This is a genomic window from Pseudomonas sp. FW305-70 (assembly GCF_058783925.1).
On the sequence record NZ_JBYSYZ010000003.1, the window covers coordinates 251929 to 266427 of the forward strand.

Sequence of the window (14499 nt, forward strand, 5' to 3'; positions counted from 1 at the left end):
GGTATTGGCTGAGCAACGCATCGGCCAGAACACGGAAGTCACCTTGCATTTCGCATTGCGCCTGGAGAATGGCGACACGGTGGACAGCACCTTCGACAAAGCCCCTGCGACCTTCAAGGTCGGTGACGGCAACCTGTTGCCAGGTTTCGAAGCAGCCCTGTTCGGTTTCAAGGCCGGTGACAAGCGTACACTGAGCATCGAGCCGGAAAACGCCTTCGGCCAGCCGAACTCGCAAAACGTGCAGATCATTCCGCGCTCGCAGTTTGCAGACATGGAACTGTCGCCGGGTTTGCTGGTGATCTTCAACGATGCGGCCAATACTGAACTGCCGGGCGTGGTGAAAGAGTTCGACGACGCGCAAGTGACCATCGACTTCAACCACCCGCTGGCGGGCAAGACGCTGACCTTTGACGTGGAAATCATTTCCGTCAAAGCGTTGTAAAAGTGTGGGAGCGGGCTTGCTCGCGAAAGCGGTGTGTCAGACGACATCAATGTTGAATGTCAGTCAGCATTCGCGAGCAAGCCCGCTCCCACACCAAACCCTCGCTGTTCTTGAACACGGTGTTCGACGAACGGCAGGGCATTACCATTTTTCGCGCGCAAGACACGAGGCACAGCATGCAAATCAAACTCGCCAACCCCCGTGGCTTCTGCGCCGGTGTGGACCGGGCGATCGAAATCGTCAACCGCGCCCTGGAAGTTTTCGGGCCGCCGATCTACGTGCGCCACGAAGTGGTCCACAACAAATTTGTCGTCGAAGACCTGCGCTCCCGTGGCGCGATCTTCGTCGAAGAGCTGGATCAGGTGCCGGACGACGTCATTGTGATCTTCAGTGCACACGGCGTTTCCCAGGCCGTGCGCAGCGAAGCGGCTGGCCGCGGGCTGAAGGTGTTCGATGCCACGTGCCCGTTGGTGACCAAAGTTCACATCGAAGTGGCGCGTTACAGCCGTGACGGCCGAGAGTGCATTCTCATCGGCCACGCCGGTCACCCGGAAGTCGAAGGCACTATGGGCCAGTACGATGCCAGCAACGGTGGCGCGATCTACCTGGTCGAAGACGAGAAAGATGTCGCGGCGTTGCAGGTGAACAACCCTGAAAAGCTCGCTTTCGTGACCCAGACCACCTTGTCGATGGACGACACCAGTCGCGTTATCGACGCTCTGCGTTCGCGTTTCCCGGCCATTGGTGGACCGCGCAAGGACGACATTTGCTACGCCACGCAAAACCGTCAGGACGCGGTCAAACAATTGGCCGATGAGTGCGACGTGGTGCTGGTAGTCGGCAGCCCGAACAGCTCCAACTCCAATCGCTTGCGCGAGCTGGCAGAGCGCATGTCCACTCCGGCCTACCTGATCGACGGTGCCGAAGACCTGCAAAAGAGCTGGTTCGACGGCGTCGAGCGTATTGGCATCACCGCTGGCGCATCCGCCCCGGAAGTCCTGGTGCGCGGCGTGATCCAGCAGTTGCAGGCCTGGGGTGCCACCGGTGCCGATGAGCTGGCGGGTCGCGAGGAGAACATCACGTTCTCGATGCCTAAAGAACTGCGCGTTCGCTCGTTGCTCTGAATTCAGTCCTTTTTTCGCATAACGCCTGCTCAACCTTGTCGTTGCGCAGGCTGACGCGACCGGTCCGTGCCAACACCACTTGGTGTCGGCTTACCGGTTCGCGAACCGCGCAAATGTGTAACGTCCCTCCAATCAGTGCTTCGCCCTGACCTCTGAATCGTATTGAGCTTTCGACCGAACCGTTCCCTGCAATCGACACGCGTGCGCCGCTTTGGCGTTCGGCCAGCAGTGGATTGTCGCTGTCCATCTCCCCTTTGCCGCTGATATCCAGGATCATCCGCCAGCCTTGGCTCCAGTCGCCATTGATGCCGTGAATCACCACGGCCTGGTTGCGGACGATGGCTTCGCTCCGGGCGGTGCGAATACCACTGAAAAGAGCCTGCGCCGCTTGCTGTCTTTGGTTCGACTCGATCAGCGTTGCGAACGCCGGAGTGACCAGAAGCAGAACAATTCCTGTAATTGCCAGTCCCATGAGCAGTTCGATCAGGCTGAAGCCGTGTTGTCGCATGATATTTCCCTCCGTGGCGTGCTGTGGCTCGCGCAATCCGTGCGCGAGAAATGGCAACGCACAGCATCGTTCGAACGTTGTGCTGCGCAACAGCAGGTATAGCCGAAGGAAACAGAAGGGCCCGATGGAGCATCGTACAAAAGGTTTCACGCTGATCGAGTTGTTGGTCGCGCTCGCGATTCTTCTGATCCTGCTGACTATGGCCGTCCCGGCGTTTACCCGCTCGACGCAGACAACCAGGGCTGATACCGAAATCGCGGACCTGAAACGAGCGTTGAATGTTGCCCGGCTCGAAGCCATCGATCGGGGCAATACCACGCGTGTGCGGCCGACAGCCGGCGGGGATGTCTGGAGTGGGGAGCTGGCGATTTACGACGGTACTGGCGCTTTGGCCAATGTATTGCGGGTTGTTCCGGCGATGAGCAACGGCGCAACTCTGGCGCTAACCTCTGGCGTCACTGCCATCGATTTCAACAGTCTGGGCGGATTGTCATCACCGTCCTCGGAGGTGGTGATCAGCTATGGGCGAGGAGCACAAAGCAGGACGCTGACAGTGTGTTTGAACGGCCGAATTCTATTGGGTGGACGTTGCGGATGAGAGCAGGGATGCAAGGCTCGCAGGAGGGCATGACGCTGGTCGAAGTCCTGGTGGCGTTAGTCATTCTGGGAGTGGGGTTGCTGGGCGCAGCGGCGTTTCAGCTCAATGCGCTGAAGTACACGGACAGCGCGCGCATGACCAGTCAGGCCAGTTTTATCGCTTACGACATGCTGGACCGCATTCGCACCAATGCCGCTGCGGACTACACCATTGCGCCTCCGGCTTTGGGCAACCCGGACATTGCCCGGGATCAGGACCTGTTTGACTTCAACGCCAACATTGTCAGCTCACTCGGTGCATCCGCGACCGGCAGTATCACTGTCAATCAGCAGGTGTACACCATCACGATTACCTGGGACGACTCACGGGCTGCCAATGCTGCCGACTCGCGGCGCAGCTTTGTCCTGAGCAGCCGGACGGCCATTGATCCGGTGGTGATCCCGTGAGTCGGCGTAGCAGAGGCTTCGGCCTGGTCGAGTTGCTGATTGCCCTGGCATTGAGCCTGATCGTGGTGCTCGGCGTGGTGCAGGTTTTCATCGCGGCCAAGAACACCTATCTCAGCCAGAGTGCGGCCGCGAACATGCAGGAGGATGCACGTTTCGTGTTGAGCAAAATGATTAAGGAAGTCCGCATGGTCGGGATGTTCGGTTGTCTGGAAACGATCACTGATTCAAGTGAGAAAGGTGATTTCCATGCCAGTCGTACAACGCCGATCCGTTGGGACAATGGTAGCCGCAGTTTGACGCTGGTTATGGCGGATATCGGCGGTAATGGCGACAAACCGGACTGGACCGTGCTTTCCGATTGTAGAATCCATTCGACGGCCTACAGTGAAGGCCGGACGCCAGCGGCAGGGCAGCAGGCATTTCCGATCCGGCGGCTGACTTACAGGTTCAGCAACAACCAATTGCTCATGAAGGGCGGGGCCGCAGCACCCCAGGTATTGGTGGATAACGTCCGCGCTTTCGACGTGAGCTTCGGCCTGGCCAGCACGGCCACTGATCTGGCAGCATCGCGCTACAGCAGCAACCCGCCGGACCCCGCGCTGATTCGTAGCGTACGCCTGAGCCTGACCCTCACCGATCCGAGCCGCCGGGTGAGCGATCAAACCTTCAACGTGGTTGCCGCGCTACGCAACCGCTTGCCATGAGGGGATGCCATTGAATCGTTCTCCCATGACGCATTACCCCCAGCGCGGCATGGCGCTGCTGGTCAGTCTGGTGTTCTTGCTCTTGCTGACGCTGATTGGTCTTTCCTCGATGCAGAGTGCGACCCTGCAGGAAAAGATGGCCGGTAGCGTCGCCTTGCACAACCAGTCGTTTCAGAGCGCCGAGGCAGCATTGCGGGTGGGCGAGAGTGGCGTGCAGCGGGACAGTTATGCGCTACCTGTTTGCAGCGGCATCGTTCAATGTGCACCACCGTCCGAGTCCTCGACCATTACCGCAGCCGGCTTCAACGCCACTTCCGGAGTGACCTGGATTGCATCGGGCAAGGGTTTTTATGGCGTGCAAAACATCGGTGTCAGCAAGAAGGCGGTGAATGTGCCAATCAATACCCCGGCGACCTTGTATCGGGTAACCGCAGTCGGCATCGCGGGTCATTCGCGCAGTGTGGTGGAGAGTATCTATGCGAAGTACTGAGCGAGCTGTCAGGTTATGGTCACACCTGCTCGGCGTCGTGGTCGCGCTTGACCTGTCGATGTCGGCGCACGCAGCCACGCCAGCGCTGAACCGGCCAACCTGTCTGGCGAATGGCAACTGGTACGGTTTCTATCATGGCAATCAGGGCTTGAAAGCCGTCTGCCTGAAGCTGCCCGAAGCGATCAGCGTTAAGATGCTCGACAGCAACGCCGATGGCGTGGTCGACAACCTCGACACCCTGTCTGAAGGCGTGATCTTCGTCGGAGAGCATTCGACCCAGGACGCCGGTGATAATGGCGGGGGCGTGAACGATTCCACTGGCGACGATACGCCAGGGATGGAAAAATCCGGTGGCAGCCGTCGCATCATGTGGCGACAAATACAGTAAGTGAGAGTTGAGGCATGCGTAGTTCCAACCGCGGTTTTACCCTGATCGAAATCATGATCGTGATTGCGATCATCGGGATTGTCATGACCATTGCCGCCCCGAGTTTCACCGAGTACCTGAACAAGGGCCGTCGCGCGGAAGTCGCTGGTCTGCTTTCGGAGCAGGCGCAGCTGCTGGAGCGCTTCTACTCGCAGAAAAATATCTACACCGATGCGACGGGCCTCAGCGCCGGCAATGACTACTACAGCATCACTCCAGCCCTGACCGACCAGACCTTTCTGCTGACGGCGGTACGCAAGGCCGGCTCAAGCATGGCCACTGACAAATGCGGTGATCTGACCATCACCAACACCGGTGTACTGGGTATGGTCAATGCGATGTCCGGCCTGACCAGCAAAGATTGCTGGGGGCGCTGAGTTTCTTTTTCGGGTGCCTTTTGCACCCTCTGTCTATTTAACGATTGGATCAGAACATGACCAGGCAACAGCAAGTGGTGATTGTCGGCGGTGGGGTGATTGGCTTGCTGACGGCCTTCAATCTCGCCTCCGATGTGCAAAGCGTTGTGCTGCTGGATCGCTCGAACGTCGGTCAGGAGTCGTCCTGGGCCGGTGGCGGCATCGTTTCGCCGCTTTACCCGTGGCGCTACAGCCCGGCGGTCACTGCGTTGGCTCACTGGTCACAGGACTTTTATCCACAACTGGGCGAGCGCTTGTTCGCCGCCACCGGTGTTGATCCTGAAGTGCATACCACCGGTCTGTATTGGCTGGATCTGGATGACGAGGCCCAAGCGCTGGCCTGGGCCGCCCGGGAACATCGTCCGTTGAGCGCCGTGGATATCTCGGCGGCACACGACGCCGTGCCAGTGCTGGGCAGCGGTTTTTCCCGGGCGATCTACATGGCCGACGTCGCCAACGTGCGTAACCCGCGTCTGGTGAAGTCGCTCAAGGCCGCGTTGCTGGCGCTGCCGAACGTGACGATCCATGAGCAGTGCGAAGTCAGCGGGTTTGTTCGTGACGGCAACAAAGTGGTCGGCGTGCAGACCGCCACAGGAGCTGTTCTCGGCGATCAAGTCGTCCTGACGGCGGGGGCCTGGAGCGGTGAGTTGCTCAAGCGTCTTGATCTGACGCTGCCGGTCGAGCCGGTGAAAGGGCAGATGATTCTCTACAAGTGCGCGGCGGACTTCCTGCCAAGCATGGTCCTGGCCAAGGGCCGTTATGCGATTCCCCGGCGCGACGGACACATACTGATCGGCAGTACGCTGGAGCATGAAGGTTTTGACAAGACACCGACCGGGTCGGCACTGGAAAGCCTGAAGGCGTCGGCGGTGGAATTGATCCCGGCACTGGCCGATGCCGAAGTGGTGGGGCACTGGGCCGGATTGCGCCCGGGATCACCCGAGGGCATTCCCTATATCGGCCCGGTGCCCGGGTTTGACGGGCTCTGGCTCAACTGTGGGCATTACCGTAACGGACTGGTGTTGGCGCCGGCGTCATGTCAGTTGTTTGCCGATGTGATGCTGGGCCGTACGCCGATTATCGATCCGACGCCTTATGCGCCTGCTGGAAGACTGTGATCTGTTTAAAGTCTCAATCCAGTCCCAATTTCTTGAGCCTGTAACGCATCGACCTGAATGACAGATTCAACCGCTGAGCCGCCGCCGTGCGGTTCCAGCGGGTTTCCTCCAGGGCCTGGAGCAGCAGTTGGCGCTCGACGTTTTCCAGATAGGTGTCCAGATTGTCTATCCGGGACAGGTCCGGCATTCCACTTTCAGCTGCGCAATTGCCTTGAGCCAGACGCAGGTCAATGGCTTCGATCTGATTGTCCTCGCACAAGGTGTGAGCCCGTTCGAGCATATTTTCCAGTTCCCGCACATTGCCCGGGAAGCGATAGCTTTTCAGCGCATCGAGGGCTTGGGGGTGGAGTCTGGCTGCCGGTTGACCCGTATCGGCGGCCAGGCGCTTGAGAATGTGGCTGGCCAGCACCTCGATGTCATCGCGACGCTCGCGCAAGGGCGGCACCCGGAGTTCGATCACATTCAAGCGGTAGTAAAGATCATGCCGAAATCGCCCGGCGGCGACTTCGGCGCCAAGGTCCTTGTGTGTGGCGCAGAGAATGCGCACATCCACCGCCACTTCCTGCTGCCCGCCGACGCTGCGTACGGCTTTCTCCTGAATGGCGCGTAGCAGTTTGACCTGCATTGCCAGCGGCAGGTCAGCCACTTCGTCCAGGAGCAGGGTGCCGCCGTGAGCTGTCTGGAACAGACCGGGTTTATCTTCGATGGCGCCGCTGAAGCTGCCTTTGCGATGGCCGAAAAACTCGCTCTCCAACAGTTCCGAGGGAATCGCCGCGCAGTTGATCGCAATGAACGGCTGCTTGGCGCGGGGGCTTTGATCATGGATCAGGCGCGCGACCAATTCCTTGCCACTGCCGGATTCTCCGCTGATGTATACCGTCGCATGACTGTTGGCCAGTTTGGTGATGTGCTTGCGCAGGTTGCGCATGGGTAATGAGTCGCCCAGTAAACGGCGATCGATGTCGACTCCGCGGGCAGGAAGCAGCAGGGCGCTGGTGACCAGTTCACGCAGGCGCGTTAGGTCCACCGGTTTGGTGAGGAAGTCGAATGCTCCGGCCTTGAGCACATTGATTGCGGTTTCGAGACTGGCATAGGCGGTGATCATCGCCACCTGGACCTGAGGGTGGCGTTGCTGGATGTGCTGCACCAATTCCAGGCCGGTGCCATCCGGCAATTGCATGTCGGTCAGGCAGAGATCGAATGTTTCGCTTTTCAGTAGCGATTGCGCTTCGACGACATTGCGGGCGTTGAACGTCTCCAGTTTCATCCTTCCCAGGGTGATTTCCAGGAGTTCGCGTATGTCTGGTTCGTCATCGACGATCAAGACTTTTTGTCGTGGTCTCGTGTTCAAGCTAGGTTCCGTCCGTGAGCAAAGGTCATGCAAAAGCAGCCGCTTTCCTGGCGTGCCTTGAAGTCTAGGCGGGACGGAGTGCTTTCGCCCGGCTGGCCGGACAGATAAAGCCCCGGGCCCTTGATAGACGGGGCGGGGGCTTCGGGATGGAGTATTTCCAGTGATTTCAGGTCAAGCCATGGCGGCGACATTTGCGCGCGGCGCTGCAGGTACAGGACGTTTTTGATTACCCGGTTCATTCGCAGAGAGAGGTCTTGAATAATCTGTGTCAGACGTCACTCGATGCCTTTCAGTTCCTTGGGTGCCAGCGATAGTCCTCGATCGGCTGCCAAATCGGGAGAGTGTCAGCGGTCGCTGGAGTCCTTGTCCTGCTCGAGATGAGCCTGGCTGCAATACCACCGCTGGTCGAGGCTCAGCGCGCGGTCACGGGGCAGGTGAACACCGCAATGGGCGCAGCGGACCATGGGCGCCGCATCCCGTTCGGCAGGGGGGCTGGGGGTGGATGCCTGACCCTTGAATTTGCGCCAGAACCATACGGCAGCGGCAATCAGGGCAATCCAGAACAATAAACGAAGCATGGTGAGCTGCTTTTCGACGAGTGATTGGCTAGTTTAGCCAAGGACATGACCAGCGCACAGCCTAATAGCTTATGTAGGAGCGAGCTTGCTCGCGATGGTCTCAAGGACGACGCGTTTATTCAGACAAAGCGCGTGAACGTTGACGTCCATCGCGAGCAAGCTCGCTCCTACAAGTCTCCCTTTTGCACAGTGCGAGGTGTCAGTCGAACACGCCCAGGGTCATGTAGCTGAACCACGAGCGGTCGCTGTTGTTGCCTTCCGCTTCGTGATTTTCTTCTTCGATCACGTCGCCATTGTCGTCTTTAGGCTTGAGTTCGGATGGAATCGCATCCTTGGCGTCCTGGAACTGCTTCTGTACGTCCTGATTGGCGCGGGTTTCGCCTGGTGGCAGCGGCGGACGGGATTCGATCAGGCCCAGGGTCGCCTTGCTCAGCCACGAACGGTTGTCGGCTTCGGCCACGGTCGGCACGAACTGGCCGTCTACCAGCGTCGGGTGGTTCGGGTAGTTGAGCTTCAGGGTTTCCAGGCTGGTGGCAGCCAGTTCGTCCAGGTGCAGGCGCTGATAGGCCTCGGTCATCACCGCCAGGCCGTCGCCGACCGAAGGGGTTTCCTGGAAGTTTTCCACCACGTAACGACCGCGGTTTGCCGCCGCGACATAGGCCTGACGGGTCAGGTAGTAGTCGGCTACGTGAATTTCGTAGGCCGCCAGCAGGTTGCGCAGATAGATCATGCGCTGCTTGGCATCCGGTGCGTAACGGCTGTTCGGGAAGCGGCTGGTCAGCTGGGCGAACTCGTTATAGGAGTCGCGGGCGGCGCCCGGGTCACGCTTGGTCATGTCCAGCGGCAGGAAACGCGCCAGCAGGCCGACGTCCTGGTCGAAAGAAGTCAGACCCTTGAGGTAGTAGGCATAATCGACGTTCGGATGCTGTGGGTGCAGACGAATGAAGCGCTCAGCCGCGGACTTGGCCGCTTCCGGCTCGGTGTTCTTGTAGTTGGCGTAGATGAGCTCGAGTTGCGCCTGGTCGGCATAGCGACCGAACGGATAACGCGACTCCAGAGCCTTCAGCTTGGCGATGGCGGAGGTGTAGCTACTGTTGTCCAGGTCATTTTGAGCCTGTTGGTACAGCTCGACTTCACTGAGGTTTTCGTCTACGACTTCCTTCGATGAGCAAGCAGCGGTCAATGCGAGGATGGCGATCAGCAGCAGGTGTTTCACTTGCATGGCGGCTTGCGTCCCTATGACGGCCGCTGTCTTGGGCGTGGCCGTCCTGTTATGATGAGCGCCCCGTTGAAAAGCCTCGGGGCAAAAGACGCCGTATTTAACCACAAGCGCGCAGCCGAAACCAAAGGCTGTGCCGACGCCTAGTCTGAGCATGTCCGATAAAATTGAACTTCGCGCAGAGGTGCCGTCCGAATTGGGCGGCCAACGCCTCGATCAAGTCGCCGCACAATTATTCGCTGAGCACTCGCGCTCGCGCCTTTCCGCCTGGATCAAAGACGGCCGCCTGACTGTGGATGGGGCGGTTATCCGCCCGCGAGACATCGTCCACGGTGGCGCCATCCTTGAGTTGACTGCCGAGCAGGAAGCTCAGGGCGAATGGGTCGCTCAAGACATAGCCCTGGACATCGTCTATGAAGACGACGACATCCTGGTGATCAACAAGCCTGCGGGCCTGGTGGTGCACCCGGCTGCCGGTCATGCCGACGGCACCTTGCTCAACGCCTTGCTGCACCACGTGCCGGACATCATCAATGTGCCCCGCGCCGGTATCGTGCATCGTCTGGACAAGGACACCACCGGTCTGATGGTGGTGGCCAAGACCATTCAGGCGCAGACGCAGCTGGTGACACAGTTGCAGAGTCGCAGCGTCAGCCGGATATACGAGTGCATCGTGATCGGTGTGGTGACAGCCGGCGGCAAGATCAACGCGCCGATCGGTCGTCACGGCCAGCAACGCCAGCGCATGGCCGTGATGGAAGGTGGCAAGCAAGCCGTCAGCCATTACCGCGTGCTCGAGCGCTTCCGCTCCCACACTCACGTGCGGGTGAAGCTGGAAACCGGTCGTACGCACCAGATTCGCGTGCACATGGCGCACATCAACTACCCGTTGGTCGGAGATCCGGCCTACGGCGGTCGTTTCCGTATTCCGCCGGCCGCCAACCCGACCATGGTCGAGTCGCTGAAGAATTTCCCGCGTCAGGCGCTGCATGCGCGTTTCCTGGAACTGGATCATCCGACCACCGGTAAGCGCATGAGCTGGGAATCGCCGTTGCCGGAAGACTTCGTCTGGCTGTTGACCCTGCTCAAGCAAGACCGCGAGGCGTTCATCGGATGAGTGACTGGCTGATTCCTGACTGGCCCGCGCCGGCCGGGGTCAAAGCCTGTGTGACCACCCGTGCGGGCGGCGTCAGTGTGGCGCCGTTCGACAGCCTCAACCTCGGCGATCACGTCGACGACAGCCCCGAAGCGGTTGCCGAGAATCGCCGTCGTTTGACCGATCATTTCTCCATTCAACCGGCCTGGCTGCAGCAGGTCCACGGCATTGTCGTGGCTCATGCCGATCCGGGGCGGGTGGACATGGCTGATGCCAGCTGGACTTCAACGCCGGGTGTCGCCTGCGCAGCGATGACTGCGGACTGCCTGCCCGCGCTGTTTTGCGACCGTGCCGGTACGCGTGTCGCGGCAGCCCATGCCGGTTGGCGCGGGTTGGCGGCAGGTGTGCTGGAAGCGACTCTCGACAGCCTCAATGTGCCATCCGCCGAAGTACTGGTCTGGCTCGGTCCGGCCATTGGCCCGCAGGCCTTTGAAGTCGGCCCGGAAGTGCGCGAGACCTTCGTTCAGCAGTTGCCGCAAGCCGCTGAGGCTTTTGTGCCGAGTCAGAACCCCGGCAAGTTCATGGCCGACATCTATAGGCTGGCACGTCTGCGGCTCGCGGCTCGCGGTGTCACGGCTGTCTATGGGGGTGGTCTCTGCACCGTAACCGACCCTCGCTTCTTTTCTTACCGCCGCAGTCCTCGCACTGGTCGGTTTGCCTCCTTGGTTTGGCTCGAACGCTAGACTTGTCTGATCTGCATCAACGTCACGACGCTTGAAACTCCCAGAATCGACCACATCTATTGTGGTATCTGGCAGGTTTCTTCATTCAGGATGTTTTATAGGTCCGGCCTGCTCAAAAGGAAGGTGACCCATGCGTATAGACCGTTTAACCAGCAAATTGCAGTTAGCGTTGTCCGATGCCCAATCCCTGGCTGTCGGCCACGATCATCCGGCCATTGAACCGGCGCACTTGATGCAAGCCTTGCTCGAGCAGCAGGGCGGCTCGATCAAGCCCCTGTTGATGCAGGTGGGCTTCGACGTCAATAGCCTGCGTAAAGAGCTGACCAAAGAGCTCGACCAGCTACCTAAAATCCAGAACCCGACCGGCGATGTGAATATGTCGCAGGATCTGGCGCGCCTGCTCAACCAGGCCGATCGTCTGGCGCAGCAGAAAGGCGACCAGTTCATCTCCAGCGAGCTTGTGCTGCTTGCCGCCATGGACGAGAACAGCAAGCTCGGCAAGCTGTTGCTCGGTCAGGGCGTGAGCAAGAAAGCCCTGGAAAACGCGATCAACAACCTGCGTGGTGGTGAGGCCGTCAACGATCCGAACCACGAGGAAGCACGCCAGGCCCTGGACAAGTACACCGTCGACCTGACCAAGCGCGCCGAAGACGGCAAGCTCGATCCGGTGATCGGCCGTGACGATGAAATTCGCCGGACCATCCAGGTGCTGCAACGTCGTACCAAGAACAACCCGGTGCTGATCGGTGAGCCTGGCGTGGGTAAAACCGCCATCGCCGAAGGCCTGGCCCAGCGCATCATCAATGGCGAAGTGCCGGATGGCCTCAAGGGCAAGCGTCTGTTGTCCCTGGACATGGGGGCGCTGATTGCCGGTGCCAAGTATCGTGGTGAGTTCGAAGAGCGCCTGAAATCCCTGCTCAATGAACTGTCGAAGCAGGAAGGGCAGATCATCCTGTTCATCGACGAACTGCACACCATGGTCGGCGCCGGTAAAGGCGAAGGCTCGATGGATGCGGGCAACATGCTCAAGCCGGCCCTGGCCCGCGGTGAACTGCACTGCGTGGGCGCCACCACGCTGAACGAATACCGCCAATACATAGAAAAGGACGCCGCTCTCGAGCGACGTTTCCAGAAAGTGCTGGTGGACGAGCCGAGCGAAGAAGACACCATCGCCATCCTGCGTGGCCTCAAAGAGCGTTATGAGGTTCACCACAAGGTGGCCATCACTGACGGCGCGATCATTGCGGCGGCCAAGCTCAGTCATCGCTACATCACTGACCGGCAGTTGCCGGACAAGGCCATCGACCTGATCGACGAAGCCGCCAGCCGCATCCGCATGGAGATCGACTCCAAGCCCGAAGTGCTGGACCGTCTGGAGCGTCGCCTGATTCAGCTGAAGGTGGAATCCCAGGCGCTGAAGAAAGAAAGCGACGACGCGGCGAAGAAGCGTCTGGAAAAATTGCAGGAAGAAATCGCTCGTCATGAGCGTGAGTACTCCGATCTCGAAGAAATCTGGAACTCGGAGAAAGCCGAAGTCCAGGGTTCTGCGCAGATCCAGCAGAAAATCGAACAGTCCCGTCAGGAGCTGGAGGCAGCCCGCCGCAAAGGCGACCTGAACCGCATGGCCGAGTTGCAGTACGGGGTGATCCCGGATCTGGAGCGCAGCCTGCAAATGGTCGATCAGCATGGCAAAGCCGAAAACCAGTTGCTGCGCAGCAAGGTGACTGAAGAAGAGATCGCCGAAGTCGTGTCGAAGTGGACCGGTATTCCGGTGTCGAAAATGCTCGAAGGCGAGCGCGACAAGCTGATGAAGATGGAAAGCCTGTTGCACCAGCGTGTGATCGGCCAGGATGAAGCGGTGGTGGCCGTTTCCAACGCGGTGCGGCGTTCCCGTGCCGGGTTGTCCGACCCGAATCGCCCGAGCGGCTCGTTCATGTTCCTCGGCCCGACCGGTGTCGGTAAAACCGAGCTGTGCAAGGCGTTGGCCGAATTCCTCTTTGATACCGAAGAGGCAATGGTGCGGATCGACATGTCCGAGTTCATGGAGAAACACTCCGTGGCTCGCCTGATCGGTGCGCCACCGGGCTACGTGGGGTATGAAGAGGGCGGTTACCTGACCGAGGCCGTACGTCGCAAGCCGTATTCGGTGATCCTCATGGACGAAGTCGAGAAGGCGCACCCGGATGTGTTCAACATCTTGCTGCAAGTGCTCGAAGACGGCCGTTTGACCGACAGCCATGGCCGCACGGTGGATTTCAAGAACACCGTGATTGTCATGACCTCCAACCTGGGGGCAGTGCAGATCCAGGAACTGGTCGGTGACCGTGAGGCGCAGCGCGCGGCGGTGATGGATGCGATTTCCAGCCACTTCCGGCCGGAGTTCATCAACCGGGTCGACGAAGTGGTGATTTTCGAGCCGTTGGCGCGGGATCAGATCGCCGGCATTACCGAGATCCAGTTGGGTCGTCTGCGTAGCCGCCTGACCGAGCGCGAGCTGAAGCTTGAGCTCAGCCCTGAAGCCATGGACAAGCTGATCGCGGTCGGTTACGACCCGGTGTACGGCGCACGGCCGCTCAAGCGTGCTATCCAGCGCTGGATCGAGAACCCGCTGGCGCAGCTGATTCTGTCCGGACGGTTCATGCCGGGCGATACCGCTCACGGTGTGGTGGAAAACGACGAAATCGTCTTCGTCTGATCCTTAACGGCAACAAAATCGAAAAGGCCTCGCATAACGAGGCCTTTTTTTCGTTAGGCTGTTGAACTCAAAGGAAAAGGCTTGTAAAGTGCGCCCCGCAGTCAGTCACCCGCCAGGGTTTCCGCTCCCCAAGCAGGAATCCAAAATAAGTTGCAAATCATTAACTTGAAAGCAATTTAGGGGGTTGACAGAGGTGCTGAAGATTGTAGAATAGCGCGCCTCAGACACACGAACGCAGCGATGCGAACGGGTCGAAGAGAACGCAGTAAAGCTTCAAAGTTGTAAATTGAAATGTGTAGTTCCGTGATAGCTCAGTCGGTAGAGCAAATGACTGTTAATCATTGGGTCCCAGGTTCGAGTCCTGGTCACGGAGCCAATTTCAAACCGGGGTATAGCGCAGTCCGGTAGCGCGCCTGCTTTGGGAGCAGGATGTCAGGAGTTCGAATCCCCTTACCCCGACCATATTTGGGTCGTTAGCTCAGTTGGTAGAGCAGTTGGCTTTTAACCAATTGGTCGTAGGTTCGAATCCCACACGACCCACCAT

The 14499-nt window shown here is 59.3% G+C and carries 16 protein-coding genes and 3 tRNA genes; 15 read left to right on the forward strand and 4 right to left on the reverse strand.

The genetic code is table 11. The features are described 5' to 3' along the window. Positions 1-4 precede the first annotated feature (4 nt). Together fkpB and ispH are read left to right on the forward strand one after the other, a co-directional pair. Positions 5-442 (forward strand): FKBP-type peptidyl-prolyl cis-trans isomerase, encoded by a 438-nt coding sequence (gene fkpB, locus AC3WN7_RS04085; RefSeq protein ID WP_173862142.1) that lies wholly within the window; start codon positions 5-7, stop codon positions 440-442. 176 nt (positions 443-618) lie between these two features. Further along, positions 619-1566 carry a 4-hydroxy-3-methylbut-2-enyl diphosphate reductase gene (gene ispH, locus AC3WN7_RS04090; RefSeq protein WP_015096888.1) on the forward strand — a complete coding sequence of 316 codons (948 nt, stop codon included), beginning with the start codon at positions 619-621 and terminating at the stop codon, positions 1564-1566. On the opposite strand, the gene AC3WN7_RS04095 is transcribed toward ispH, so the two are convergent. Then, positions 1535-2074, reverse strand: a complete 540-nt coding sequence (locus AC3WN7_RS04095; protein ID WP_102675265.1) for a GspH/FimT family pseudopilin — start codon at positions 2072-2074, stop codon at positions 1535-1537. The two genes, ispH and AC3WN7_RS04095, sit on opposite strands and share 32 nt — an antisense overlap. A 124-nt stretch (positions 2075-2198) precedes the next feature. On the opposite strand from AC3WN7_RS04095, the gene AC3WN7_RS04100 reads away from it, so the two are divergent. The 7 genes from AC3WN7_RS04100 to thiO are packed head-to-tail and all read left to right on the forward strand — an operon-like array spanning position 2199 to position 6273. Further along, complete coding sequence (locus tag AC3WN7_RS04100) at positions 2199-2672, forward strand: GspH/FimT family pseudopilin (protein ID WP_015096886.1); 474 nt, start codon at positions 2199-2201, stop codon at positions 2670-2672. Beyond that, positions 2669-3118, forward strand: coding sequence for a type IV pilus modification protein PilV (gene pilV, locus AC3WN7_RS04105; RefSeq protein ID WP_102675264.1), 450 nt, complete (start codon positions 2669-2671; stop codon positions 3116-3118). Before AC3WN7_RS04100 ends, pilV begins: the two co-directional genes overlap by 4 nt. Continuing rightward, the gene (locus AC3WN7_RS04110) at positions 3115-3822 is read left to right on the forward strand and encodes a PilW family protein (RefSeq protein ID WP_102675263.1); all 708 of its coding nucleotides are present in this window, start codon (positions 3115-3117) and stop codon (positions 3820-3822) included. The genes pilV and AC3WN7_RS04110 overlap by 4 nt, the downstream gene beginning before the upstream one ends. Before the next feature lie 25 nt (positions 3823-3847). Next, entirely contained in the window at positions 3848-4312 is a 465-nt protein-coding gene (locus AC3WN7_RS04115) for a pilus assembly PilX family protein (RefSeq protein ID WP_371918087.1), read from the forward strand. Continuing rightward, complete coding sequence (locus AC3WN7_RS04120; protein ID WP_102675262.1) at positions 4299-4700, forward strand: hypothetical protein; 402 nt, start codon at positions 4299-4301, stop codon at positions 4698-4700. The genes AC3WN7_RS04115 and AC3WN7_RS04120 overlap by 14 nt, the downstream gene beginning before the upstream one ends. 14 nt (positions 4701-4714) lie before the next feature. Then, complete coding sequence (locus tag AC3WN7_RS04125) at positions 4715-5116, forward strand: type IV pilin protein (protein ID WP_102675261.1); 402 nt, start codon at positions 4715-4717, stop codon at positions 5114-5116. A gap of 56 nt (positions 5117-5172) precedes the next feature. Beyond that, positions 5173-6273: a glycine oxidase ThiO gene (thiO, locus tag AC3WN7_RS04130; RefSeq protein ID WP_102675260.1), complete on the forward strand. Its 1101-nt coding sequence runs from the start codon at positions 5173-5175 to the stop codon at positions 6271-6273. Between the two features lie 13 nt (positions 6274-6286). On the opposite strand, the gene AC3WN7_RS04135 is transcribed toward thiO, so the two are convergent. From AC3WN7_RS04135 to AC3WN7_RS04145, 3 genes are all read right to left on the reverse strand, one after another. Next, the gene (locus AC3WN7_RS04135; RefSeq protein WP_102675259.1) at positions 6287-7624 is read right to left on the reverse strand and encodes a sigma-54-dependent transcriptional regulator; all 1338 of its coding nucleotides are present in this window, start codon (positions 7622-7624) and stop codon (positions 6287-6289) included. A 344-nt stretch (positions 7625-7968) separates the two neighbouring features. Continuing rightward, complete coding sequence (locus tag AC3WN7_RS04140) at positions 7969-8202, reverse strand: PP0621 family protein (RefSeq protein ID WP_102675257.1); 234 nt, start codon at positions 8200-8202, stop codon at positions 7969-7971. A 199-nt stretch (positions 8203-8401) separates the two neighbouring features. Beyond that, positions 8402-9424, reverse strand: a complete 1023-nt coding sequence (locus tag AC3WN7_RS04145; RefSeq protein ID WP_015096879.1) for an outer membrane protein assembly factor BamD — start codon at positions 9422-9424, stop codon at positions 8402-8404. A gap of 151 nt (positions 9425-9575) precedes the next feature. Between AC3WN7_RS04145 and rluD the strand changes: the two genes are divergently transcribed. The 6 genes from rluD (at position 9576) to AC3WN7_RS04175 (ending at position 14498) form a co-directional block, all read left to right on the forward strand. Beyond that, positions 9576-10538, forward strand: a complete 963-nt coding sequence (rluD, locus tag AC3WN7_RS04150) for a 23S rRNA pseudouridine(1911/1915/1917) synthase RluD (RefSeq protein ID WP_007990414.1) — start codon at positions 9576-9578, stop codon at positions 10536-10538. Next, positions 10535-11260: a peptidoglycan editing factor PgeF gene (pgeF, locus tag AC3WN7_RS04155; protein ID WP_095965640.1), complete on the forward strand. Its 726-nt coding sequence runs from the start codon at positions 10535-10537 to the stop codon at positions 11258-11260. Before rluD ends, pgeF begins: the two co-directional genes overlap by 4 nt. A gap of 130 nt (positions 11261-11390) precedes the next feature. Continuing rightward, positions 11391-13955: an ATP-dependent chaperone ClpB gene (gene clpB, locus AC3WN7_RS04160; protein WP_102675256.1), complete on the forward strand. Its 2565-nt coding sequence runs from the start codon at positions 11391-11393 to the stop codon at positions 13953-13955. Positions 13956-14255: 300 nt separating this feature from the next. After that, positions 14256-14331 (forward strand) — tRNA-Asn (locus AC3WN7_RS04165). Between the two features lie 9 nt (positions 14332-14340). After that, positions 14341-14417: transfer RNA gene (locus AC3WN7_RS04170), tRNA-Pro, on the forward strand. Positions 14418-14422: 5 nt separating this feature from the next. Next, a tRNA-Lys gene (locus AC3WN7_RS04175) sits at positions 14423-14498 on the forward strand. Position 14499 lies beyond the last annotated feature (1 nt).